This is a genomic window from Gemmatimonadaceae bacterium (assembly GCA_036496605.1).
Lineage (GTDB): Bacteria > Gemmatimonadota > Gemmatimonadetes > Gemmatimonadales > Gemmatimonadaceae > AG2.
Window position 1 is genome coordinate 1 of sequence record DASXKV010000049.1, and the last position, 23,498, is coordinate 23,498.

Genomic DNA, 23,498 nt, shown 5'->3' on the forward strand with positions numbered 1-23,498 from the left:
GCCCTCTTCGCCGCGCCCTCTTCGCCGCGCCCTCTTCGCCGCGCCCTCTTCGCCGCGCCCTCTTCGCCGCGCCCTCTTCGCCGCGCCCTCTTCGACGCGCCCTCTTCGACGCGCCCTCTTCGACGCGCCCTCTTCGACGCGCCCTCTTCGACGCGCCCTCTTCGACGCGCCCTTCTCGAGTAAGACCGGTGGCTACAACTCCTGCCGTTCGAAGATCCGCACGGCGCTCCCTGTCCCTACCACAATTGCGGCGACAGCCGTCGCCACCGGCCAACCTAACGACAATGCGTGGCCAATCAGTGCATCACGCATCGCCGGGACGAGCCCGAAGAAGCTGAAGCGCGCGGCCGGCGCCCAGTTCGAGAGCAGCAGCGCGAAGAAGTAGAAGCCGAGTCCCGCACCCGCCGCCGCACCACGCGACTTGAATGCGGCCGAGAAGAGTGTCATCACGACGACGAGAATCGCGGCGTAGAGAAGCCATAGTGCTACCATCGTCAAAACTGGCGCGATCGTCACGCCCGTGAAGATCACCGATGTCACGCCGACGCACGCGGCCGTGCCTAACGCGGTGGCCGTTACGAGGAGGAGGAATTGCGAGAGAATCTTCGTCACGACGAACGTGCCGCGCGAGAGCGGCTTCGTCAGCACGAAAGTCGCCGTGCCCGAGGAGCGCTCGCCGGAAACGACCCCAGCTCCCGCGATGATGATGGCGATGAGTATGAACTGATCGAGGTTCTTGATGAACTGCGCGAAAGCGTCGAGCGCGGTCGGCGGTGGAAGCTGGACCACCATGCCACGCTGCGCCGCGGTCATCGATTTCACCAGTGCTGGCGTGATCGCGGCGATAATCGGGCTGGTCACGCCGAGGAACAAGAGCATCCCAGGAATCACCCACAGCCGCCACGTCCGGCGGATCTCCGTCAACTCCTTGCGCAGGAAAGGGGCAAAGCCAGTCATTGATCGCCACCTTCCACAAGCTCGACGAATACGTCTTCGAGGCTCGTCTCGTCGATTTCGAACCGGCGGAGCGCCACGCCGGTCGCGGCGATTGCCGCGGGAATCTCTCGTTGTGCGGCCCCGAGATCCGACACGGTCATGCGCAGCGATCGCTCTCGAGTGTCGAGCGTTTTGAGCCATGCTTTATCCGCCAGGGCGCGCGCGACCAGGTTGGCATCGCCATCGCCCTCCAGCTCCACGACGAGCTGTTTGGCGCTCGCACGCGACGTCAGCTCGGCGATGCCGGCGCTCGCCACGACGCGACCACGTTCGAGAATCGCCACCGCGTCGCACACGCGCTCCACATCCGCGAGGATGTGGCTCGAGAAGAAGACCGTCGTACGACCGCACAACGATGCGACCATTTCGAGCACTTCCTTCCGGCCGATCGGGTCGAGCGCGCTCGTCGGCTCGTCGAGCATGAGCACGCTCGGCCCGTTGATCAGCGCTTGAGCGAGGCCAAGACGCTGCTTCATTCCGCGCGAGAAGCCGCCGACGCGCGTATTCACGGAGGCAAGGCCTGCCATCTCCAACAAAGCATCCGCGCGAGCGTGGACGGTCGCGGAGTCGAGCCCGAAGAGTCGGCCCGCGAGCTCCAGAGATTCTCGCGCGGTCATCCATGGATAGAAGCCGGGGACATCCGGGAGGAAGCCGATCCGCTGACGCACCGCCTCGCTCGCGCGCGTGACGTCATGCCCGAGTACCTGGGCAGTGCCCGCAGTAGGCCGGGCGAGTCCCGCAAGGATACGCAGCGCCGTGGTCTTGCCGGCCCCGTTGCGGCCGAGAAAGCCGAACACGACGCCCGGCGGGACGACGAGACTGACATGATCCAGCGCGATCGTCGAGCCGAACGATTTGGTGAGGTCACGGAGCTCGATCGCGGGCGCATTGCCGGCAGCGTCGGTCACTTGGATCGTGTGTTGCTCGTTAGGCCGACGCGTGATTCACTGCCACCGGTCGCGGGGCCCATACAGCGTATCGACGGCTCGCCGCACTGCTTCTTCGCCGGCGGCCTTCGCTCCCGAGGCCGGCACCTCCACGGTCGAGGGCGGTCGTCCGGCGGCGAGGTAAGCGATCGCTCCCGGCAGGTTCCCCAAAGCGATGACGAGCGCCCACACCCATTTCCTGCCACCGCGCACCGCGTCGCGTCTCGCGAGGTCCACGAGCGCGTACACCTGCGTCGCGACCTGTACGATTGTCAGCACGAGCAAGATGGCAGCGACACTGGACGAAACCTCGAGACGCCGGGCGATCCAGTCCAGCACGGATGAAACCTCCTCTTGCAACGCGATGCGAGGTGCCTAACGGCGCGACGTCCCAAACGGCGCGCCGTTTGGGACGTCGCGCCCCTTCCGCTTCACCCTCCCGCTGCCAGCCGCTCGTCGAGAGGAAGTGGCATACATGTCGTCGTTCCGTAGGGAATGCCGTTCTGATCGCTGCCGATCTTCCACGAAATCTTGAATCGCAGGAGGTCGTTGTAGCGCTGACCACCCTCCATGAAGAACTCCCGGTTTCGCTCGTCGAGCACGAGCGCCATGATCGACGCGTCGTCCGTCGGCCCCGTGTACTGGGGCAACTGGAGCTGCGTTCTGCGGGCGTTGATGATTCCGACCGCCGTGTTTCCCTTCTGCGCCTCGGCAATGATCAGCTGAGCCTCGACATAACTCGCGAGACGCATCGGATCGGCGCGAGTGTCATTCTTGTTGGTGAGGACATACAAATCCGTAACGCCATCGAATGACTTCTTTGGCAGGCTCAGAATCGGCCCCGGCGCAACCTGAACACGAGGATCCGGAACGCCGCCGACGGTGAGATTGCGATACGCCGGATCCACTGACGAATTTCCGAGCTCCGCGATCTCGTACCACGCATTGTTGTACCGCGTCGCCGCGTCGACACTGCGCGTGACGTAGAACTCGAAACTCGGAGCGACGAGCTGCGCCTCGGACGTCGCGGTAGCCAAATCACCGGCATCGAGACGCTCTCGCGCTCGGCCGGCGTGCACGAGATTCAGCAGCTGCGTCTTGTCGGTTCCGGCCGACATTGCGTTCACGAGCGCGATCGCGGCGGTGAACTTGGCGTCCGCTTGGGCGAGAACCTGCGCCGGCGTGAGAACCTGCTTGCCGAGGTCGAACCGCATCGCGCAGAAGCCTTCACCCAGGAGCGTATAGGCATATGCGCCGAACGTCGCGACGCGGGCGCGCAGAGGCGCGAGTGCGACGTTGGCCTGTGCGTCGGTCCACCCATTGAGACGCGACAGGACATCGTTCGACTCGAACCGAACAGTTTGCAGGGGCAAGTAGGCGCCATAGGCTTGGCCACATTGATTCGTCTCGTTGCCCGTGTCGCTCTCGTAGATCTTTTTCGTGCCCCAATTCTTGGCATTGAGGTTGCCCGACGCACCGAGGAACTGATCCGACAGCGTCGTTGTCGCCAATACGTATTCGCTAAACGCACACTCGAAGTCCGCGGTGACACTCGCGGCCAGCGTTGGCGCCGTGAGCGGGTCGTTGAGCAAGTCGGTCGGAATTCGCCCGGGCAGCTCGACTTTCAGAATGTCCGAGCAGCTTCCCGTCACCAGCAGGATCACCACCGAGACGGGTACGAAGATTTTTCGCATAGTCGGCTCGAGTCCGTTGCTGGTTAATAGGAGAGACGGAACGTGGCCAGGAATCGCGTGAACTGCGGCCAGGATTCCTGCGTGTATCCATTCGTCAGGTTCGGATCGCCGTAGAAATTCGGCGTATTGAAGCGGACCTCCGGATCCTGCCCGCGTGCGCCCCACTTCCGCCATTGCGCGCGCCAGATCGTCGCGAGGTTCTCGCCCGTCAACGTGATTGAGCCGCGACTCGCGCCGGCGAAACTCGCCCACCGTCCGGGCACGTCGTAGGTCAATGAGACATTGCGAATCTTTCCGAAGCCCGCCTTCATAAAGCCGGCCGCTCCGAAATTTCCGAGCGCCTCATTCCCGACGACGATCGGGTCCGTTCCCTCGACTGCCGCCTTGGAATCATTGAAGAACACGTGCTGGCCGCCGACGTTGCCGTCCACCACATCGTGTCCCCCTTGGAACTCGGCCACCGCGGCGAGCCTCCATCGTCCCCAGGAGACATCCGCACTGAAGGCGCTGAGCCACGTGGGGATGGGACTGCCGGCGTACAGTAGTGGAGCGCTTCCGCAGGGAACGACACTGCCGTCGCCGCGCGAAAAATTCGCACCGCCCTCGCACATGATGTTCGTCACGTTGCCTGGCGACGTGAGCGTCGCGCTCACGACCTTCTTGAAGAAGAAGGATCCCATCGGATAGCCCTGGGCATTGAAGGCGCCGTCCAATTGTCCAACGCCGGTATTGGCAATCGGCGTGGACTGCCCGAGGACATCGATGCGATTTGCGTTCGTGGAGAGCGTTCCGCGGAGATTGAGCCGGAACGAGTTGCGAACGACCGGCGAGCCCTCCAGCGCCATCTCGATTCCATGATTGCTGAACTGTCCGATGTTGATGTACTGCTGGCCGGGAAAGCCGGTCGACGGCGAGGCGGTCGCGGCCAGGATGCCGTCCATCGTGCGTTTGTCGTAATACGTGAACTCGAAGGACACGCGATTCTTCAGCAGGCTTGCGTCGAATCCGGTCTCGAGCTCGCGCGTCACCTCGGGTTTGAGATTCGAGTTCCCGATGCTCTGCGGCGTCACGGTTGGCGTGCCGGCGTTGCCGACGGACGGCCCGTACGTCTGGATCGCGGCGAACGCGTTAGGCTGCTCGCCCGCCTTGCCCCACGCACCGCGCAGCTTGAGCGTTGACAGGACCGACGACGTCGGGAAGAACGGCTCGTCGCTGACCACCCAACTCGCACTGAACTTCGGATAGGCAATGAACTTGTAATTGACGCCGAAGGCACTGTTGTCGTCCCCTCGTACGGCGCCGATCAGAAAGAGTCGATCGCGCCAGGCGAGTTGCTCTTGCACATATGTGCCAAACGTCTTGTTCTCGAGGTTGAAGTTCGGATCCTCGAATCCTTGCCGGATTCCGCCGCCGCTCACGGTGTTCACGCCGCGGATGGGGAAGTTCGTGCCCAAACCGGAGATTTGTTCGAATTGTTTCGAGTAGTACTGGGCGCCGAACGAGCTCTGAGACTGGAGGTTCGCCGGAAGGTTGGCCGTCGCCGTCGCCGAGTAGTCGGCGGTGAGGAACGACGACCGGTCGTTCTGGACCTGCTTCTCGCCCTGGGGAAGCCCGAAGTCGGCGCTACCCAACGGGTAATACAACGAAGACGCGTCGTTCGTGAAGTCGCCGCCTAACGTGAGACGGTGGTTCAGCCACTTTATCGGCTTATGGTTAAAGGTGAGTCCGAGGCGGCTGCGGTCCACGTTGTCCAGCCCCTCGACCGACTTGAACTCTTCGGGCACCACTCCCGCCAGATATCCGCGGCCCGCATCGTTAGGCCCGAGCCCGGGTGCCGTGCACGAATTGCTCGGGCAGGCCCAGATGAGATAAGTCGTCATGGGCTGCGTCGCCGACGCCGCGCGCGTCTGCGCGCGCGTAAAGCCGATGTTCAGATCCACCTTCAACTTCTCGCCGGAGAAGTAGCTGATGTTCGAGCTGCTCGTGAGCTTGTTTTGCCAGTTGTAACTGACGATGCCCTCGTCGCGGTTGTAGCCGCCGCTGAAGAAGTACCGTACGGCGTCGCTGCCGCCCTCGAGCGACAGCATGCCGCCGGTCGGATGACCCGTGGTGAACGGCGAGCCGAAGCCACGCGCGATGTCGTTTTGAATCAGGTTGAGGTGCTGAACGGTGCCGGCGGTGTCCTTGTAATAGATGCCCTCGTAGATCTGCTCCGGATTCTCGAGGAAGTTGGCACCGGCGTGAAGCTCCGTTGACCAGAGCGGCTTGCCGGCGGCGCCCCGCTTCGTGATGATCTGAATCACGCCATTGGATGCCTCGGTGCCGTACAGCGTCGCGGCCGACGGACCCTTGAGCACCTGGATCGACTCGATGTCGTTGGGATCGATGTCGTTGATTCGCGACGGCGAGTCGCCGCCGCCGCTGAACGCGATGCTGTTCGAGCCCGCCGAGTTGTCCGCGCGCACGCCGTCGATGAAGATGATCGGCTCCGCGCTGAGGCTCATCGAGCTGACGCCGCGGATGCGCGTGACGCCGCCGGTGCCCAACTGGCCGCTCGCCCGCTGAATCTCGACGCCGGGCACCGCGACCGACAGCGCATCCTGCACGGCGACGGCAGGCCTGGCTTGTTGAGTGGCCGTCATGTCGAGCACACCGACGTCATTGCCGAGGGCTCGGCGCTGCGTGTCGCCCGCCTGGCCGGTGACGACAAGCTCATTGAGGCGAAGCACGCTCTTGCCGATCGAGATCGAGACGTTGGTCGCACCGACGGATACGGACGTGGTGATCTGCTGATAACCGATGCGGTTGACGATGAGGTTCACCGTCGAGCCGGTGAGCCCACCGAGTGTGAATTGGCCGCGGACGTTCGTGCGCGCCGAGAGCGCCGTGCCTTGGGCACGCACGACCGCATCGCTGACGGGAAACTTGCTGAGCGAATCCCTCACGATGCCGCTCACCGAATCTTGTTGAGCGGTCGCGGAGGCGTGCGGCGCGAAGAGCGCAAGCGTCGCGATCAGAAGAGTGGTGGCAAAACGCGCGCAGGTGTGGTGCAGCAATGCTCGCGGCATACGACGACCTCCGGGCGGGAGCGGCCAGCGACTGCGAACAAGCGCAAAGGGGGGGCGCGGGAAAATCGTGACAGTACCGGCCCGCGGCAAGGCCCCTTCGCCCCAAGCCCGTTGCCAACGGCGCAAGGTCCCGAACTTCGCGCCTTTCGGATCTTCGCGCGCGAAAGGTGCAACGATCGACGCGAACCGCCGCGATCGCCCTGCGCACCCAGTAGAAAGCACAGATATAAGGACTGACTCTCTCGAAATCGGACTACCACTCTTCGTTTCCCACTCGCCACAGGAGGCTGGGCATGCCCGGCCTAACGAATTCAGCGGCACGTCTCGCCCTGGTCGCGCTCGTCGGCGCGCCAGCGCACACCGCGTCGCGCCTCGCTCCCCCCGAGACCTTCGACGTCTACGCCGTGGGCATTCGGTTCGCCGAGCTGACCGTCGCCGACAACGGCGGATCGCGGTCGTACACCATCCGCAAGAAAGACGTCGCGTCGAATCAGTGGCGTTCGGCGGTCACCGCCAACGAAAGCGAGGCAGCGCGAGACACCGCGTTCGCAATCTCGGAATCGATCAAGAACGTGGCTGCGTGGATGCCTTCGCTGCGCGCCATCCATTGGACCTCGCAGCTCGCCGTCGGCTGGCCCGACGCCAACACGATTTACCTTCCGCACACGCACCAGCGCGAGGTCGTGAACGGCCGCACGGTGTCGGCCACCCACTGGGTCGCGGGCGATGCTCCCAATCTCGTCGCTCGCCGCGCGGTCGATCATCCGATCGACTTGGTCTTCGCCGACGACGACCAGCTCGTGGCCGCGATGGACCTATCCCATGACATCGTCCTCGTTCGGCGCGGGTACGAGCGGTTCACCACCGTCGGCCGCTGGAACGATCCGAAAATTTCGCAGCCGATGTACGGCTATCGCGCCTTGCCGCAAGCGATGGTTCCGATGTCCGACGGCGTGAAGCTCGCCACGCTCGTCTACCTCCCGCAGGGCGACATCACCGGACCGTTCCCCGTCATATTCGTGCGCACGCCGTACGGGATCGGCTCGATGATCGACGGCTCCTGGCCCTACGCCGCACGCGGCTATGCGCTCGTGTTCCAGGGAGCGCGCGGTACCTCGTACCTGGATCCCAAGCACCAGTCCGAGGGCGTCTGGGAGCCGATGGTCAAGGAGCCCAAGGACGGCGCCGAGGCGCTCGCGTGGATCACTAAGCAGCCCTGGTCGAACGGAAAGATCTGCATGGCCGGCGAATCGTACTCTGGCTACACGGAGTGGGCGACGACTATGGCCGGCAACCCGGCGCTCAAATGCCTGGTTGCCGAGAGCTCGATGGGCACCGCGATCACCAACGGGACGTTTGGCGAGGGCGGGGCGTATTACATCTTTTGGATGTTGCACCAGCCCATCCTGCCCAACCGCACGTGGACGGAAATTCTGCATCACCGTCCACTGCGCGATCTCGATCGCTTCGCCACGGGGAAAGACCTTCCGCAGTGGAAGACGCTGATGGACCACTCGATGAACGACGCGTACTGGAAGCGGCAGGACTGGTACAACGCGAAAGTCCCGCGGGACTTCGGCTCATTACAGATCAGCGGCTGGTTCGACGACGACTTCTCCGGCACCGAGAGCAACTGGGCGTTGATGCAGCGCACCGGATCGGCGCCTCGACACCTCATCATTGGTCCTTGGAGACACGGCGGCAACGAGGATCGGGCGCTCAACGGTTTCAGCTTCGGCCCTGACGCGCTGCGCGATGACATTCCGCTGCTCATGCAGCAGACCTACGATCATTTTCTAAGAGGCGTCGACAACGGCGTCGAGAAGTCGAAGGTCGACTACTTCGTCCTCGGCGCCAACAGTTGGCGTACGGCGTCGCAGTGGCCGCCGGCCGAGGCGAAGCCGCAGGCGTGGTACTTCCATAGTAAAGGCGACGCGCAACGATTCACCACAACGGGTTCACTCACTACAGCCGCACCGGCTGGCGCTGAACCCGCGGACCGCTACCTGTACGATCCGAAGAACCCGCCGCCGAACTGGATGAGCTTCGAGCAGATGAAGCTGTTCGAGGACGTGCAGAACTTCCCATACGATTTCAAGGACATCGAGTCCCGCGCGGACGTCGTGAAGTTCACGTCGCCACCACTCGAGCAGGACCTGACGATCGCGGGCGACGTCCAGCTCGTGCTCTACGCGTCCACCGATGTGCGCGACACCGATTGGTGGGTCCACCTCTCCGATGTCGATACGACAGGTCAGTCGGTTCGGCTAACAACCGGCGTGGTACGGGCGCGCTTCCGCGACGCCGATGACAAGGTGCACCACGTGTTCGGATCGAACTTCGAGCACGAGAAGCCGTTGTCCGGCGACCCTAACGAAGTCGTGCGCTACGACATCAGCCTGCGCTCGATCGCCAACACGTTCAAGAAGGGCCATCGCCTTCGCGTCGCGATCATGAACGCCCTCGACAATTATTCGTTCCCGAACTCGAACACGGGGAAGAACGAGGCGACGGTGACGGAGACCGTGGTCGGGAGGATGGCGATTCACCACAGCGTTGGCGAGGCGAGCCACATCGTGCTGCCGGTGATGCCGCGCGTTCAGCCGGCGATCGACGGCGATCGAACACCGTTAGGCAGCTCGCCAAACTAAAGGCGGCCCGAGCGTGGAACTCGCCTTCCGCGATGCTTAGAATCTCGTAAAGGCGTCTCTCGTTAGGAACATTTCTACTTGAGCTGCCTGAGCTTGGAGTAAGACACGCAAGCACCCTGGCCCCTCCTATTTGCCCGGATTGCGGCGGCGCACGTACGTCAGATCGTAGCTAACCTGCCACGTGCGTCCGCTGTCGGTCGACGTCTCCGAGAACTGCCGTACCGAGTCGGGACCGAGGTTGAAGAATGTGAGCCGCGTCGGAATGCGACCGAGCTTCCCATTAGGCGCCGGCGTGTCCCCTGTGAACACCATGTTGCGACGGACCAAATGACCCCGGTAGTCGTGCTGTCCACCGGAGTTGTCGACCCACGTCTGCCGCCACTCGCCATAGGACCGATCGAAGATGTTGAAGCTCTGCCCCGTCGACCCACTCGGCGCCGTCCAGTGTTCTGTGACCACGCAATCATTGTCGTCGAGCGTGACGGTGTTGCGCGCGGCCGGACCGGTCGCCGGCTGTCCCGTCGGCCGCACATCCCAGTCGCCAACCCAGAAATCGAATTCGCGAAAGCGTGAATCATGTCGACAGGGAAAAACGGCAGCGTCGAACGCGTCGAGGATTGCCTTCCATCGCGGATGGGTCTTTAACGAATTGAAATGAGAGTCGGCCTCCACCGCGCTTGGCGTTATCGGCAGGCCATGCTCGGCCGCGCGTGCGAGCTCGGCGACCGCGGAGTCTGCCGGGCCCCGAACAGCGAAGAGCTGAGCAAGGCGATACGCCGCCTGCGGCGTCGGGACGCCGAGTTGCTCACCCAGCCTGAGATTGCGCTCGGCGTCCTGGTAGCTTCCGAGCTCGAGCTGAGCCACGCCAAGACGGAAGCGCGATAGCGCATGCCGCGGATGCTGTATGGCAATGGCTTCGTAGGCCGCGCGCGCCGCGGCCCAGTCGCCACGAGCGAAAGCCGCTCCGGCACGCTGAAGTTCCGGCGCGGACGGCGAGCTCGCGGCGGTAGTTTGCGCGACCAGTGACGAGGAACCAACCGCGAGAATGACGAGAAATTGTACGAATTTGCGCATGGCAGTTTCACAGAAGTGGCAGCCCTCTCAATTTCGAGTGGCCTATGCGCGCCGCGCTTGCACGCCATTGCTCATTTGGTTCGACGAACGACCTTCGCGACGAACGCGTCTTTCAGACTGCGGGCGCCGCGATCGGGACTTTTCGCTGCCCGATCGGCTATCCGGCCTTTCGCGACACGGGTCCCACCGAGCGCTGTATTGTCGTCTTTCCCCGCACGGCGGTCTGGATTCGTCACGAAGGATCGCGGCCCTTTCTCGCCGACCCGTCGCTCACGACCATCTACAATGCGGCGCAGCGGTACGAGCGCTTTCCTCACTCGCCCGACGGCGACCGATGCGATTGGTTCGCTGTATCGGATGATCTCGCCCGCGAGATCGTGCACATGTTCGATGTCGCCGCGGCGGACTCCCAGCGGCCATTCCGCTTCGAATGGGCAGCCAGTACGACGGCGTTGTACCTCCGACAGCGAATGCTCCTTCGCCGTGCGATGGCCGGCGAGCTCGCTCAGCTCGAGGGAGAAGAGGCGATCATGAGCATCGTCGCCGCAGTGCTCGCGGAAGCGTACGGTACGGGTGCGACGGGCCCGATCAGAAAACGGTCAACCGGTGCTCGGCATCGGGATCTGACCGGCGCCGCGCGCGCAGAGTTGATGCGCACGATCGAATCCAACCGATCGGTGCGCGACATCGCTGGGTCAATCGGGGCGTCGCCGTATCATCTCTGCCGTGTCTTTCGCGCGTGCACGGGCCGCACACTGCATCAGTATCGAACGGAGCTGCGCTTGCTTCTCGCGCTCGAGCGGTTGGACGACGCATCAGCCGCGAGCAACCTCTCGGCCATCGCGCATGATTTAGGATTCTCTAGTCACTCGCATTTCGTGCGGGCGATGCGCCGGCAGACCGGATCGACACCGAGCGCCCTCCGCGCTCTTCTCGACCCTTCCTAATCGCGCGACTGACCTGGCGCGATCAGATGAACGTCTCCGAACTCGTGCCACAGATAGCCGCCAGCAAGCGCTGCCTCGTACGCGCGGACCAAACGCTCGCGGCCTGCGAATGCCTCCAGCATGGCGAGATGGGTCGCATTCGGCGCGTGCAGCCCGGTGACGATTCCATCCACCGCGCGCGGCGGACGTTCGGGACTGACGACGTGCTCGGTCCATCCCTCGCCTGCCCGCAGAGTACCGTCATCCGACGCGACCGTCTCGAGTGCACGCACGACAGTCGTCCCGACAGCGACGACGCGACTTCCCTTCCGCCGCGCCGCATTGAGCGCATCGGCGGTCTCGGACGGCACCCGATATCGCTCCGGATACGGATTTTCGCCCGTCTCGAGACTCGACACGCCCGTATGCAACGTCACCGCCGCGATCCGCACGCCCCGCTGCGTGAGCGCCGCAACGACGCGCGGCGTCAACGGTCGGCCGGCGGAGGGCATCTCGGCGCTCCCCGGCTCGCGCGCGAACATAGTTTGATAGTACGAGAGCGGCCACGCCCTCGGCACGTACGAGTAACGAATCGGCTCGCCGTGCCTGCAGGCGTACTGCATCACGCCGTTAGGCACATCGAGCGCGGCAATCCATAGACGATTGCCCACGCCCCGTTGATGATCCGTTAAAGCCCATGGCTCGATCAGCCGAGCCTTCCCGCCGGCGGGCAACAGCAGCGTCTCCCCAATGGTCGCGTCGAGTAAAGGTGCGCTTCCCTTCAGCGCGACGCGCCTCAACTCGACCACCCAACGTGTCGGCGACAGTTCCGTCGACAGATGGAGCTGGATGGTGCTGTCGTCACGAACCGCAGGGAGCGACGCGTTGATCGTCGCGCTGGTATTGACGACGAGGACATCGCCGCGCTCCAGTAACTCCGGGAGTTGCGTGAACTCCGTGTGCCGGATCTCGTCCACGTCGCGCCAAGACACCATCAGTCGCACTTCGTCGCGCTCGATGCCGCGCGCCTCCGGCGGCTCGTGGGCGAGCAGCTCGTCCGGAAGCTCGAAGTGCATGAGGTCATTTAACGCCGCGACGCTCATGCCGCCGTCTCCTGTCTCTCGGCCACGGTGGGACCGAGCTGCGCCGCCACGTATCTCCCACTCGGAAGCTGGCCCTCGAGGAGACTGATCAGTGCGGGAACGCGGATCTCGGGCAGCGGTCGATCGCTGATGTCCTCACCGGGAAATGCCGCCTGATGCATGTCCGTGCGCAGATCACCGGGATCGACCCGATACACTCTCAACGTCGGATTTTCCGCCGCGAACACGGCGGTGAGCTGCTCGAGCGCTGCCTTGCTCGCTCCGTAACCACCCCAGCCGTGGTAGGGTTGCACGGCGGCGTCGCTCGTGATTGAGACTATACACGCGTGCGGCTTGAGCACATCGCGAACCGCCTGCAGCATGCCTAACGGGGCAACCACATTCGCCTCGAAGACCGCGCGCAATTCGTCGAGCGGATAGTCGAGCAACGCGGGCAGCGGACTTGGCCCGAGCGCGCCCGCGTTGTTGACGAGGGCGTCGAGCCCCCCGTGGCCTCGTGCCAGTACCGCCATCGCCTCGCGATGTGTCGGATCGGTGACGTCGCCAGCGATCGCCGCCACGTGGGTGCGTTGCGCCAGCTCGTCCCGCACGGCCGCGAGCAGTTCGTTGTTGCGCGCGGTGAGGATGAGGTTCCATCCGCGTGCGGCGAGTCCGCGAGCGAGCGCGCGTCCGAGGCCGCGCGATGCGCCAGTAACGAGTGCCGTGCGTTCTGTTGCGTACATACTCCCTCCAGAGCCTGTTGCACTGTCCGCGCACAACCTACAAGTTCAAGTGAACTTGAAGTCAAGGGGTGCGCCATGTACAGTTCAGTCATGGCCGACCTTCTCACGATTGGCGAAGTCGCGCGCCGGAGTGGCGTCGCCGCATCCGCGCTGCGCTTCTATGAAGAGAAGGGCCTGATCGCGTCCGAGCGCGGCGGTGGTGGTCAACGACGTTTTCCGCGACACGTTCTACGCCGCATCGCTTTCGTCGTCTTCGCGCAGCGCATCGGCCTCTCGCTCGACGAGATCGCGGGCGAGCTCGCGAAGCTGCCGCAGAATCGCGCGCCGACGGGCCGCGATTGGCAACGCCTCTCTGGCGAATGGACACTGCGTATCGACGCACGGATCGCTGAGCTCGAACGCCTGCGGCGTGGCTTGACGCAGTGCATCGGCTGCGGCTGTCTGTCGCTCGATCGGTGCCAGCTGTCGAATCCGGGCGACCGCGCGTCGCGCCTCGGGCCGGGCGCGCGTTACTGGCTCGGCGACCGCGTCCCGCGCTGACGCTCGCCTATCGCTCGAAGAGCTGTATCAGATGTCGCACTCAACTGATCCTCGTTGCCGTCTCCCCGCGTCAAGTTTGAGACTCAAACAGCGAGTTGGGCCCGATGACGCCAGCGCGATCGATCAGCGACGAGACAGCACGACACACGAACGCGACGTACTGACGGTCCGCCTCGTCCGTGAGTACTGTCCCTTGCGCAACCAGCTCCGAGAGAAGCGTGAGGACGCCGGCATACTCGCCCGCTGGAAATTTCAGTCGGTAGTGATTACCGACTTCAATGCGGCGCGCGTGCTCGAGCACCTGGGCCCGGATGCGCGAGGCGGCGAAGCGGTCGGTCGGTTCTCTCATGCTGGGCCTCGATGCGATTGAGCGTCACGAGTCGCGAAGCTCTGGCACGGAGGACCACGCCGCACCAGAGCTTGGCGTAAGGGGCGTCACTCCGTTTACGCGCTCAGCGCGTGCGTCTCGCCGGACGCCTTGATCTCGATTTTGCGCGGCTGCGCGGCCGTGGCCTTTGGAATCGTCACCGCGAGCAAGCCGTCGCGGAGATCCGCGGTGATCTATTCGCTATCGACGAATTCCGGGAGCCGAATGGCGCGCTCGAACGTGCCGGCAACCCGCTCCGCGGCATAGACGCGAAGCTCGCCGTCCTTCGCGGGATCCAGAGATGGATTCTTCTGACCGCGGATCGTGAGCACGTTTTGCTCAAAGCTCAATTCGACGTTCGACTGGCTAACGCCCGGCAGCTCGGCGACTACGATATAGGCATCGCGCTTCTCGACGACGTCGAGCGCCGGTACCCAGACACGGTTCGCTGCGTCGTTGTTCCACGTGCCATTCATCGCTTGATCGAGCACACGATTGAGCGACATCATCCGATCGAGGGTCGTGTTCAGAGAGCGAGTGGTAAGCATTGTTGTCTCCTCCAATTGGTTGATTGATAGCCGCCAGTTGGCGGAACTCCCGAACGACTAACGAGAGGGCGAATCCGATTTCTCGAATTGGCGCCGCGAACGCGAGAGGCAGAGCAGGTGCCAGCGAGATCGGCCAGATTGACAAACGGCGGCCAGACTCGGCGGCAAAGTTGACAGCGAGGGCGGCCAGATACTGCCAGAGTGTACCGCCGCTGCGCAGCGCGCCGACCGCATTTTGGGACTTTGCGCCGTCGGGACTTCGCGCCGTTCGGGACTTCGCGCCGTTCGGGACTTCGCGCCGTTCGGGACTTCGCGCCGTTCGGGACTTCGCGCCGTTCGGGATTTCGCGCTCGCGCAGCTGAATCAGTGCAAGAGGCGGTCGTCGCCAACCTAACGAGCGAACTGCCAATGGCACGTCAGCTTTGCTGCCCGATCTCCTCAAGGGGAATTGTTGGTATTCCGATTCGTACGATAACGCACGAAGCTCCCCGAAGAATCCTGAATTAGTTGGCTATTTCCATTTGTGTCGCATAGCATCGAAGCCCCCGGACGACGGAGCGACCATGGAACCCCGAACGCGAGTGCTTCCCTGCGGCTGCCAGCTCTGGACTGTCTCTGAGCAACTAGGGCCTCCGGACTGGGTACCGACCCTTGTCTTCAGCACGAGTCTTCGAGCGCGGCACGTCCGCAAATACCCAGACGCCTGGTATGATCTCACGGAGCGCGAACTCAACGAGCTCGCGTGGGGCCGTTAGGCAACGAACGCCTACGCTAGCGTGACCAACTCAGTGCGCGGAGTTGCACGTCCGACAGATCGAGCCAGTTCGCCGGATAGTGCCGCACGCGGCGAGCGACTCTATCATTTTCGAAGATGAGCGCCGGGCCGAGACGCAGTGGGCCGTCACGCCGGTCCTCGTAAACGGTCCACACGTCGCTGTCGATGACGAAGAGCCGAACCGTCGCGGGAGTCATTGCCAGGCGTCGTCAAGAATGGGGCAGTACGGCTTGCAGGAACCTCGCCAACAGAAAAGCCCGCTCCTGAGGGCGGAGCGGGCGAGTTGAGAACTTGTGGAAGATTTCTTGCGAGACGAACCGTGCTGCGCGTCGCCTCAGTCGATAGATGCGTTTCTTCGCAGTCTCGGCGTCATAACTCGGCGCGCCTCACCTGCTTGTTCGCCCGGACGAAATCGGCACGGAGCTCGCCGTGCGGCTCACCAATGGCCATGCTGTCGCCGATGGGAATCTGGTTCCCGTGCGTCCATTGATGGTGCGCCATGTCCGCGAGCGCCGGGTGACCCGCCTTCCGTAGACGCTCAATCACGCGACGCTGCAGGAGCGTCAACGCAACGCCCTTCGATGCTCGAGGCGCCGGTTCGCCATTCGCTCTGTCATACTGCTCGAGCAAATTCGGCTCATGGATCGCGACCGGCAGTCGGCACGGACTGCCCAGCGACCATCACGAGCCGGCGCAGTCTGCCAGCGCTGGAAAGCCTTCCTCGCGCAAGCGCTCGATGATCGCACGCTGTATAAATGTCAGGCGCATCGACGTCATGGGCCTAAGGTACTGCGCAAACCTTACGGCAGGATGACGCGCTAACCGCTATCACCGGGCCGTCAGGCGACGCGGAAGTAAGCCTCAATCGCCCATCGAACGACGGCGGCGGCCAAGTCGGCCGCAGCGGGATCGCGTTCTTCCGGGAAGGCGCCGTGCAGCGCATCCTTCAGCAGAACGAGCACGCGCTCGGGTAGTTCGCCCGCGGTTCGAAGATGGACAACGAATGCGTCGACGGTCGCGCGTAAGGCAACACGCGCGTCATATACCGCCTCGTCGTGAGTTCTCGCCGCACTGCCTTCGAATGTAGCGCGCACCATCTGTCGAATCGTGCGGTTGGCGGCACTGTCAGCGACGAGCGACTGGGAGGCATTGACCGCCCGGATGGCTCGCCGAATCGTCTCGGCGGGCTCGCTGTCCTTGGACGATAACTCCTCAACTGGCCGTGCTTCGCCCTCTTCCACAGATCGCTCCGTGAGGTCCGAGAGAGGTGCTCTCTTCTTTTGAATCGGCGGACCTGGGGCCGATCGACTGCGCGCAACAGTGTACGGTAGCGCACGATCGTCAAGAACGAAAGCAGCCGGCGCCCTAACTGCGGAGCGGGCTGCGTTGCGAACCAAAGAAGGGGCGGAACACTTCTCCGATTATTAATGATCTCTAATCGTCATCACGATTTCGATCGAAGCATTACAACAGTGGCCCGGCGATGGATGCCCGGGCCGCTAACGCGACGCACGGCACACTACCGGGTCAGACGCACAACGTGAACGCGGCTGTCCACGCACCCGTGATCCGTAATTTCCTGTCGGGCGTTGATCGCATCACGAGCTGCACGCCATCAGGATCCGTCGGGCTCGCCGCCTCGCGATGACGTGGCCAGTCGTACCTCGCCAACGCGTGGCGCACCATTGTCAAAGTGGCGCCAGTTGGTCAACAGAAGGAGCAGCACAAGCGCGTCCACGGCCAGCCAAGCAGGAGTCAAGCTGATCCACATGATGTCGAGGTGGAGGACGAACTGTAGAAGCGCAGTGAGCGTGGCCACGGTCACACCGAACCATGCGCCGAGCCGTCGCCGCTGACCGATGAGGTACCCAGTGACGCAATACGTGACCGCGATGATCAACACGACGAAGGGGAACAAGGCGGCGGCAATCGCGAAGCCATGTCTCGAAAACATGGGGAGCGTCACGATGATGCTCAGCAGGAGCAAGGTGGCACCCCACATGTAGCACAGAGTTGCTGCAATCAGAACGGGCAGCGAGCGTCTGCGGGGCGCGGCATAGGATGGCAAAGGAATGAGACCTCCACAGGGTGGCGTTTAACGTCAGTTAGACAGCGTTCAGCCGGCGATCGAGGCCGGCGGAGCGCCGTTAGGCATGTCATCCCACTAGACGCGCTGTCATCTCGAGGAAGCGTCGTGCGATGTTCCATTCCGATGTCGCGAACGGCGCAAGGTCCCGAACGGCGCAAGGTCCCGAACGGCGCGAGGTCCCGAACGGCGCAAAGTCCCGAACGGCGCGAGGTCCCATAAGGCGCGAGGTCCCAAACGGCGCGAGGTCCCAAACGGCGCCTTTCGGCACTCGCGCACCATGGGACTTTGCGCATTTTGGAACGTCGCGCATTTCGGAACTTCGCGCATTTCGGGACGTCGCGCAGTCCGGACTTCGCGCTCTTGGGCGCCAGGCAATCGCGTGGCGGCACTGACTACATTGTGCGCATGGAAGCCGCCTCCCTCACCGGCGAACATCGGATCGTCGCCGACGTCAGCCAGCGCGACAACACCGTCTTCGCCGTCCTCATCGCGATCAGCTTCTGTCATTTGCTCAATGACATGATGCAGTCGCTGCTCCCGGCGATCTATCCAAATCTCAAAGTGCAGTTCGGGCTGTCGTTCGTCCAAATCGGCCTCGTCACCTTCGCCTATCAAATCACGGCGTCGCTCCTGCAGCCGCTCGTCGGACTCTACGCCGATCGTCGTCCGACGCCGCTTGCCCTTCCCGGCGGCACTCTCTTCACGCTCGCCGGGTTGACCATACTCTCCATCGCCCAGAGCTACGAGGTGCTGCTCGTCGGCTCCTGTCTGCTCGGGGTCGGGTCGTCGATCTTCCATCCCGAGTCGTCGCGCGTGGCGCGCATGGCGGCCGGCGGGCGGTTCGGCCTCGCGCAATCGCTCTTTCAAGTCGGCGGCAACGCCGGGTCGGCACTCGGGCCGCTCGTCGCCGCCATCGTCGTCATGCGGTGGGGGCGGTCCGGCCTCGGCGCCATCGCCTTGCTCGCGCTGCTCTCCGGAGCCGTGCTGTGGAACGTCGGCCTCTGGTACAAGCGGCATGGACTCGAACGGCTGCGCAACGCGCGCCCCTCCGCGATCGCCGTCGTCTCGAGCCACGACGGCCAAGCGACGCGCGGCATTGTCGTGCTGCTGACTTTAGTCTTCTCTAAATACGTGTACCTCGCGAGCCTCACGAGCTACTACACCTTCTATCTCATTCATCGTTTCCACGTCTCGATCGGGAGCGCGCAGATACACCTCTTCGTGTTCCTCGCGGGCGTCGCCGCCGGCACCTTGATCGGCGGGCCGATCGGCGACCGCTTCGGCCGTCGATACGTCATCTGGTTCTCCATCCTCGGCGCGCTTCCCTTCACACTGCTCTTGCCGGCGGCAAGCCTCTTCTGGACTGGCCCGTTGACGGTCGTGATCGGACTGATTCTCGCCTCCGCGTTTCCGGCGATCGTTGTCTTCGCCCAGGACTTGGTCCCGGGTAAAGTCGGGATGATCTCCGGACTCTTTTTCGGCTTTGCCTTCGGCATGGCCGGACTCGGCGCCGCGATGCTCGGCTGGCTCGCCGATCGCACCAGCATCGAGACGGTCTATCGGGTGTGCGCGTTCCTGCCGGCGATCGGCATGCTCGCCGCTTGGCTCCCGAAGATCGAGCATCCCAACGCCAGCGCCGGGCGCAGCGCGGCTCTATCCGAAGACTCTTGAGCTTCGGCGTTCGTTAGGCGCAGGCGGGAGGAATTCGACCCACGCCGTCGACTCGGCGAGCGTCTTGAGCTCGTGCAGGCGCGCAAGGAGAATCTGCGGGGCGAAGGCACCGCGGACCACGCTGTCGCGGAAATGGTGCGGACGGTCGAATGCCGTGACTCGGCTCGTCAGCTCCTGATGCACGCCGAAGTGCCGGGCGCGCCTCGTTAGGTAGCCCTGAACGGCTTGCTAAGGGCGTGGAGCGACGGCGGCCGCTCGTGGCCGCGGCGTTGCGAGCGTGTCGCCGACGGCGACGCTCATGAGATCGTGCCCGAGCAGCACTGGCCCCGCGTAGCCACGTCGCGTGCGATCGATGATCGCACTCTCCTCGCTGTCCCCGAAAACCACGATGTGTGAATACACCGCGAGTGCCGGCCGAGCGCGAGTGAACACTTCGGCTGCTTGCTCGGGGGTCGTGTGATGAGCGAACGCTCGATAGTACGGCGCCGAGGGGTTCACGTCGACTGGGGCGAGCGCAACTTCGTGAACGAGCAGATCGGCGCCGCGTGCGATGGCGATCAAATCCGGCGAGAATCGAGTGTCGCCCGAGAGCACGACCGTCCGGCGGTCGTAGTCGACGCGGTAGCCGAATGCCGGCGCCACCAACCCGTGATCGACGAGAAACGCGGTGACCTTCACGCCGCCGCGCTCGTACACCACCCCCGGCTGAATGTCGCGCGCCGCGAGGCGTGCCCCACGAGGGTCTTGGCGGCCGTCCTTGATTCGGATGTCGATGTCGAACGCAAAGGCTTGTGCGAGATGCGCGGCCATTGCCTCTGTCCCCGTAGGGCCGAGGAGCTCCCACGGCCTGGAGCGGCGCGTGAGGATCCATCCGCTGAGCCACAGGTCAGGCAGTCCGACGACGTGGTCGGAATGGAGGTGCGTCAGGAAGACCGCGTCGATGCGATCCAACGAGACGTCGAGTTGCGCGAGCCGCTGCGCCGCGCCTCGTCCCGCGTCAAACACCAGCATCTGGTCGCCTGCCTCCACGAGAATGCTCGGCCCGAAGCGCGTGACGCTGAGCGCGGGCGAGCCGGTGCCTAGGAGCGTCACCCGGAAGTTTCGCGACGTTGTATTCTGCGCGTCCAACGCGGGGCCGCGCGCGAGGACGGCGAGGACAGTGAAGAGCGCGCAAAGTGGAAAGCGCATCCGAATTCGGCGCGAGGCTGGCGGACAGGGGGGAGGGGCGCGGCGAGGTGTCGGCGATCAATGTGGAGTTAGGCCGCCGTGCGCGCCAATACGTGGCCAATGCGAATCAGGTTGCGCGCCGGATCGTTCAGCGTGAATTCGCACATTCCGCACGCCTCATCGGTCGGTTCGCCAGCGCTCGTTGGGCCGCCGATCAGGGGCGCTTGGGTGGGACAGCCACGACCTTGGTGCCGATGCCGAGCAGCGCATTGAACTCCGCCACCTCCTCAGGGGAGGCCGAGCGACTGGCGAAGTCATCCTCCCGCTGCGTCTCCAGGAAGGACGCACCCGAGCCGACATGACCCATGAACTCACTCCCACGGTAAAAGTCCGCCACGACGATCGGCACAGGAATGCCAGCCCACGGCCGCTCCCATCCAGCGCATCTGGCATTCACGAAGGCCAAAATGCGCCCGATACGTTCCGGGTCCGCGATCGATGCGACCGTGGTGTCGCGCTGTGCGAGGCGTCCGCGGACCTCGACACGCGTAATCCCCTCGAGCGGCGGGTACGGGGGTACCTTCCCGCCGCAGGCAGTCAACACGGCGATCGGGATCGCGACAGCCCAAAGTCGAATGTCCATGAAAGCTCGTTGTCCGCCTAACGCTCCTGCTCAGTTGTAAACGGCGGGTCAGAAAGCGGCCAAGCCGATTCCCCGCCATCCACGCTCTATTAGCGCCTCTCGAGGAATCCTCTACCTTCGAATATCGCGGGCATCGCCTTGTCAATGCGCGCCGTTCGCGTCGCCGACTGCTTGGCCGCCGCAAAGTGGTACAGATAACTCCTCTGCCGCCCCGGCGTCAGCGCCTCGAAGGCGCGCTTGAAACGCGGGTCCTTTCGGAACCGCTCACTCAGCTCTTTGGGAACCGGAAAATCCGAGGTTTTCTTCGGCTTCATCCGCAGCCCTGCATTCTCGACTGCGATGGCCTCGCGCACGTAGGCCTTGATGGTCGCCGCCCTCGCCGTGATGTCCTTCGCGCTGCTGAATTTCATCACGCGCCCGGCGTGCACCTGGCCGAGCTGCACCAGCACCTTCTTGGGATCCTTCAGCAGGGCGCCTTGAAAGAAACCCAGACCGAAGTACTCCTTGAAGCCCTGCATGATGACGATGTTCTTACCATCGACTGTGTAGGTGGGCTTACCCCACTTACACTCCTCCTTCATGTCAAAGCCGGCGAGCACCCGCCGCATCGCCGCGATCTCGGCCTTCCACCGTTCTCGATACGCCATTTCCATTCAGGCACACCCTCCACAATCAATTGCAACACTTCGTTAGGCGGTGGGTGTCACACCCAGTGTGTGTGTGTGATATATGGCCGGCTCGGGAGCGTCAGCTGTTCCGAGCTACTTGCGGCGGGTCGCTGTCAGGCGCTGACTGCCAGCGTCCAGGACGAGTCGATCGATGCTGCCGCTGTCGCCCTCGAAGGTGATCTTGTAGTTGCTCCCCCGCAGGAGGAAGCGCGTCGGGGTCTCGGCGAGAAGCTCATTTATTGCCGACTGCCCGTTCTGCTGAAGCGTGAGGGCTTTGCCAACGCGGCCCACGACGAGGCTTGCCCGACCTAACTCGTAGGTGCCGACGTAGCTGTTGAGCACCTTCTCATCGACGGCGATGCCCTTCGGTTGAGGCCGAGGGACGTAGCTCTCTCCGCGCAACAGCTTGAGGGCTGCGTACACGATCTCCGATTGCGCGGGCGGGGTCGCATCGGGGAGGTAGTCGGAATTGGTCATGTAATAGAGGCCGACGCGGGCGTCGAGGTCGCCGATCAGGAACGCGCGTTGGCCGCCGATGGCGCCGCCATGGTGGATCAGCGTGTGGCCGGTGGCGCTGTCATGAACCATCCAGAAGCCGAACCCATAGTCGCCACCAAAGCGCGGCGTGTGCATCTCGCGCACTGACTCCTCCGACAGGATCCGCTTGCCGTGGAAGACGCCGCCGTTGAGTTGCGCAGCGAGATAGCGGGCCATGTCTTCAGCCGTCAGGTATACGTCGCCGGCCGGATAGACGTCGAAGTGCACCTGAACCTCCGGCTCGGGCTTGCCAAACGAACCCCCAGCCTTGTACGGAAGCGCCATCCTCTCGACCATCTCGGGCGAGGGATAGACCGGATGTGGCGTCGTCACGCCGAGCGGCTTCAGCACGTTGTCGACCATGTACTTCTCGTACTCGACTCCCGAGATCTTCTGCACCAGAAGGCCGGCCGTCCCGTAGGCGAAGTTGTTGTATTCCCACTTTGTCTCGGGCGGACGAACTGAGGTGAGCTTGGAAGTCAGCTCATCGAGAGTTGCCGGCAGCTTCCGACCCCAGATCGGTTGGGTCTCGGCGCCGCTCGTGAGCCCGGACCAGTGGGACAGGATGTGCGTGAAGGTCACCGGTTTGTCGGCCTGATCGTGCACCTGGCTCTCGCCCAGGTACCGGTTGATCGGATCGTCGAGCCGGAGCTTGCCCTGCTCGGCGAGCTGCATGATCGCGGTTGCGGTGACCGACTTGAACGACGAGCCGGTGCTGTAGAGCGTCTCGGTGGTGGCGGGCGTGCGGGTGCGCATGTTGGTATACCCAAACGCCGCCTTCCAGACGATCGAGTCGCCGCGAACCAGCGCGATCGACATCGACGGAACGCCATTGTCTGCGAGAGTCTTCTCGATCACGCCGGTCAGCACCTTTTTCGTCTTCTCGAGATCGAATCGTCCGCTCTGCGCGATCGCCGCGGATAGGGGCAGCACGAGCAGCACCATCATGCCGAGCTGGCGAACGTATCGACGCGTCATTGTTGTTCCGTGGGAAGGGCGGGGCTGAGTTGGGGCCGGGCCAAACTACGGCGCGTCGCGGGCACCGACAAGCCGTGCGGGAGGAAGAGCGCGCGAGGAAGAGCGCGCGAGGAAGAGCGCTCGGGGAAGAGCGCGCGGGGAAGAGCGCGCGGGGAAGTGCGCGCGGGGAACAGCGCGCGGGGAACAGCGCGCGAGGAAGAGCGCGCTAGAAAGACCGCGTCAAGAAGCGCCTTTTCTCGCGCGCCTTTTCTCGCGCGCCTTTTCTCGCGCGCCTTTTCTCGCGCGCCTTTTCTCGCGCGCCTTTTCTCGCGCGCCTTTTCTCGCGCGCCTTTTCTCGCGCGCCTTTTCTCGCGCG

General features: G+C 63.8%; 23 protein-coding genes. 4 read left to right on the top strand and 19 right to left on the bottom strand.

All coding sequences use genetic code 11. The features are described 5' to 3' along the window. Positions 1-192 precede the first annotated feature (192 nt). The 5 genes from VGH98_18485 to VGH98_18505 all read right to left on the bottom strand — a co-directional run bounded on the left by VGH98_18485 (position 193) and on the right by VGH98_18505 (position 6,684). Positions 193-957 (bottom strand): ABC transporter permease, encoded by a 765-nt coding sequence (locus tag VGH98_18485; GenBank protein ID HEY2377968.1) that lies wholly within the window; start codon positions 955-957, stop codon positions 193-195. Beyond that, the gene (locus tag VGH98_18490) at positions 954-1,904 is read right to left on the bottom strand and encodes an ABC transporter ATP-binding protein (protein ID HEY2377969.1); all 951 of its coding nucleotides are present in this window, start codon (positions 1,902-1,904) and stop codon (positions 954-956) included. The genes VGH98_18485 and VGH98_18490 overlap by 4 nt, the downstream gene beginning before the upstream one ends. 36 nt (positions 1,905-1,940) lie before the next feature. Beyond that, positions 1,941-2,261, bottom strand: a complete 321-nt coding sequence (locus VGH98_18495; protein ID HEY2377970.1) for a PLD nuclease N-terminal domain-containing protein — start codon at positions 2,259-2,261, stop codon at positions 1,941-1,943. Positions 2,262-2,353: 92 nt separating this feature from the next. Then, positions 2,354-3,616 carry a RagB/SusD family nutrient uptake outer membrane protein gene (locus tag VGH98_18500; protein HEY2377971.1) on the bottom strand — a complete coding sequence of 421 codons (1,263 nt, stop codon included), beginning with the start codon at positions 3,614-3,616 and terminating at the stop codon, positions 2,354-2,356. 23 nt (positions 3,617-3,639) lie between these two features. Next, positions 3,640-6,684: a SusC/RagA family TonB-linked outer membrane protein gene (locus VGH98_18505; GenBank protein ID HEY2377972.1), complete on the bottom strand. Its 3,045-nt coding sequence runs from the start codon at positions 6,682-6,684 to the stop codon at positions 3,640-3,642. A 293-nt stretch (positions 6,685-6,977) separates the two neighbouring features. Here VGH98_18505 and VGH98_18510 point away from each other — a divergent pair, with 293 nt between their 5' ends. Beyond that, positions 6,978-9,335 (top strand): CocE/NonD family hydrolase, encoded by a 2,358-nt coding sequence (locus VGH98_18510; GenBank protein ID HEY2377973.1) that lies wholly within the window; start codon positions 6,978-6,980, stop codon positions 9,333-9,335. Positions 9,336-9,461: 126 nt separating this feature from the next. On the opposite strand, the gene VGH98_18515 is transcribed toward VGH98_18510, so the two are convergent. Further along, positions 9,462-10,409 (bottom strand): tetratricopeptide repeat protein, encoded by a 948-nt coding sequence (locus VGH98_18515; GenBank protein HEY2377974.1) that lies wholly within the window; start codon positions 10,407-10,409, stop codon positions 9,462-9,464. A gap of 44 nt (positions 10,410-10,453) precedes the next feature. Here VGH98_18515 and VGH98_18520 point away from each other — a divergent pair, with 44 nt between their 5' ends. Continuing rightward, positions 10,454-11,356: an AraC family transcriptional regulator gene (locus VGH98_18520; GenBank protein ID HEY2377975.1), complete on the top strand. Its 903-nt coding sequence runs from the start codon at positions 10,454-10,456 to the stop codon at positions 11,354-11,356. Here the strand turns inward: VGH98_18520 and VGH98_18525 are convergent. Both VGH98_18525 and VGH98_18530 read right to left on the bottom strand, forming a co-directional pair. After that, a complete protein-coding gene (locus tag VGH98_18525) occupies positions 11,353-12,438 on the bottom strand; it encodes an S-adenosylmethionine:tRNA ribosyltransferase-isomerase (protein HEY2377976.1) in 1,086 nt (361 codons plus the stop codon). The two genes, VGH98_18520 and VGH98_18525, sit on opposite strands and share 4 nt — an antisense overlap. Further along, positions 12,435-13,160, bottom strand: a complete 726-nt coding sequence (locus VGH98_18530) for an SDR family oxidoreductase (GenBank protein ID HEY2377977.1) — start codon at positions 13,158-13,160, stop codon at positions 12,435-12,437. The genes VGH98_18525 and VGH98_18530 overlap by 4 nt, the downstream gene beginning before the upstream one ends. A 75-nt stretch (positions 13,161-13,235) precedes the next feature. On the opposite strand from VGH98_18530, the gene soxR reads away from it, so the two are divergent. Continuing rightward, complete coding sequence (soxR, locus tag VGH98_18535) at positions 13,236-13,700, top strand: redox-sensitive transcriptional activator SoxR (GenBank protein HEY2377978.1); 465 nt, start codon at positions 13,236-13,238, stop codon at positions 13,698-13,700. A 70-nt stretch (positions 13,701-13,770) separates the two neighbouring features. Here the strand turns inward: soxR and VGH98_18540 are convergent, their stop codons facing one another. The 6 genes from VGH98_18540 to VGH98_18565 form a co-directional block, all read right to left on the bottom strand. Continuing rightward, a complete protein-coding gene (locus tag VGH98_18540) occupies positions 13,771-14,049 on the bottom strand; it encodes a hypothetical protein (GenBank protein ID HEY2377979.1) in 279 nt (92 codons plus the stop codon). Positions 14,050-14,261: 212 nt separating this feature from the next. Then, entirely contained in the window at positions 14,262-14,615 is a 354-nt protein-coding gene (locus VGH98_18545) for an Hsp20/alpha crystallin family protein (protein ID HEY2377980.1), read from the bottom strand. A 771-nt stretch (positions 14,616-15,386) separates the two neighbouring features. Further along, positions 15,387-15,587: a hypothetical protein gene (locus tag VGH98_18550; GenBank protein HEY2377981.1), complete on the bottom strand. Its 201-nt coding sequence runs from the start codon at positions 15,585-15,587 to the stop codon at positions 15,387-15,389. Between the two features lie 172 nt (positions 15,588-15,759). Continuing rightward, the gene (locus VGH98_18555; protein HEY2377982.1) at positions 15,760-15,936 is read right to left on the bottom strand and encodes a hypothetical protein; all 177 of its coding nucleotides are present in this window, start codon (positions 15,934-15,936) and stop codon (positions 15,760-15,762) included. 293 nt (positions 15,937-16,229) lie between these two features. Further along, a complete protein-coding gene (locus VGH98_18560; GenBank protein ID HEY2377983.1) occupies positions 16,230-16,631 on the bottom strand; it encodes a hypothetical protein in 402 nt (133 codons plus the stop codon). 374 nt (positions 16,632-17,005) lie between these two features. Continuing rightward, on the bottom strand, positions 17,006-17,344 hold the full coding sequence (locus VGH98_18565; GenBank protein ID HEY2377984.1) for a hypothetical protein: 339 nt from the start codon (positions 17,342-17,344) through the stop codon (positions 17,006-17,008). A gap of 540 nt (positions 17,345-17,884) precedes the next feature. Here VGH98_18565 and VGH98_18570 point away from each other — a divergent pair. After that, the gene (locus tag VGH98_18570) at positions 17,885-19,150 is read left to right on the top strand and encodes an MFS transporter (GenBank protein HEY2377985.1); all 1,266 of its coding nucleotides are present in this window, start codon (positions 17,885-17,887) and stop codon (positions 19,148-19,150) included. On the opposite strand, the gene VGH98_18575 is transcribed toward VGH98_18570, so the two are convergent. From VGH98_18575 to VGH98_18595, 5 genes are all read right to left on the bottom strand, one after another. Further along, positions 19,133-19,333: a hypothetical protein gene (locus tag VGH98_18575; protein ID HEY2377986.1), complete on the bottom strand. Its 201-nt coding sequence runs from the start codon at positions 19,331-19,333 to the stop codon at positions 19,133-19,135. The two genes, VGH98_18570 and VGH98_18575, sit on opposite strands and share 18 nt — an antisense overlap. 45 nt (positions 19,334-19,378) lie before the next feature. Next, complete coding sequence (locus tag VGH98_18580) at positions 19,379-20,338, bottom strand: MBL fold metallo-hydrolase (protein ID HEY2377987.1); 960 nt, start codon at positions 20,336-20,338, stop codon at positions 19,379-19,381. A gap of 193 nt (positions 20,339-20,531) precedes the next feature. After that, on the bottom strand, positions 20,532-20,960 hold the full coding sequence (locus VGH98_18585; GenBank protein ID HEY2377988.1) for a hypothetical protein: 429 nt from the start codon (positions 20,958-20,960) through the stop codon (positions 20,532-20,534). 89 nt (positions 20,961-21,049) lie between these two features. Next, positions 21,050-21,613, bottom strand: a complete 564-nt coding sequence (locus VGH98_18590; GenBank protein HEY2377989.1) for a YdeI/OmpD-associated family protein — start codon at positions 21,611-21,613, stop codon at positions 21,050-21,052. Positions 21,614-21,721: 108 nt separating this feature from the next. Then, positions 21,722-23,143 (bottom strand): serine hydrolase, encoded by a 1,422-nt coding sequence (locus VGH98_18595; protein ID HEY2377990.1) that lies wholly within the window; start codon positions 23,141-23,143, stop codon positions 21,722-21,724. Between the last annotated feature and the right edge of the window lie 355 nt (positions 23,144-23,498).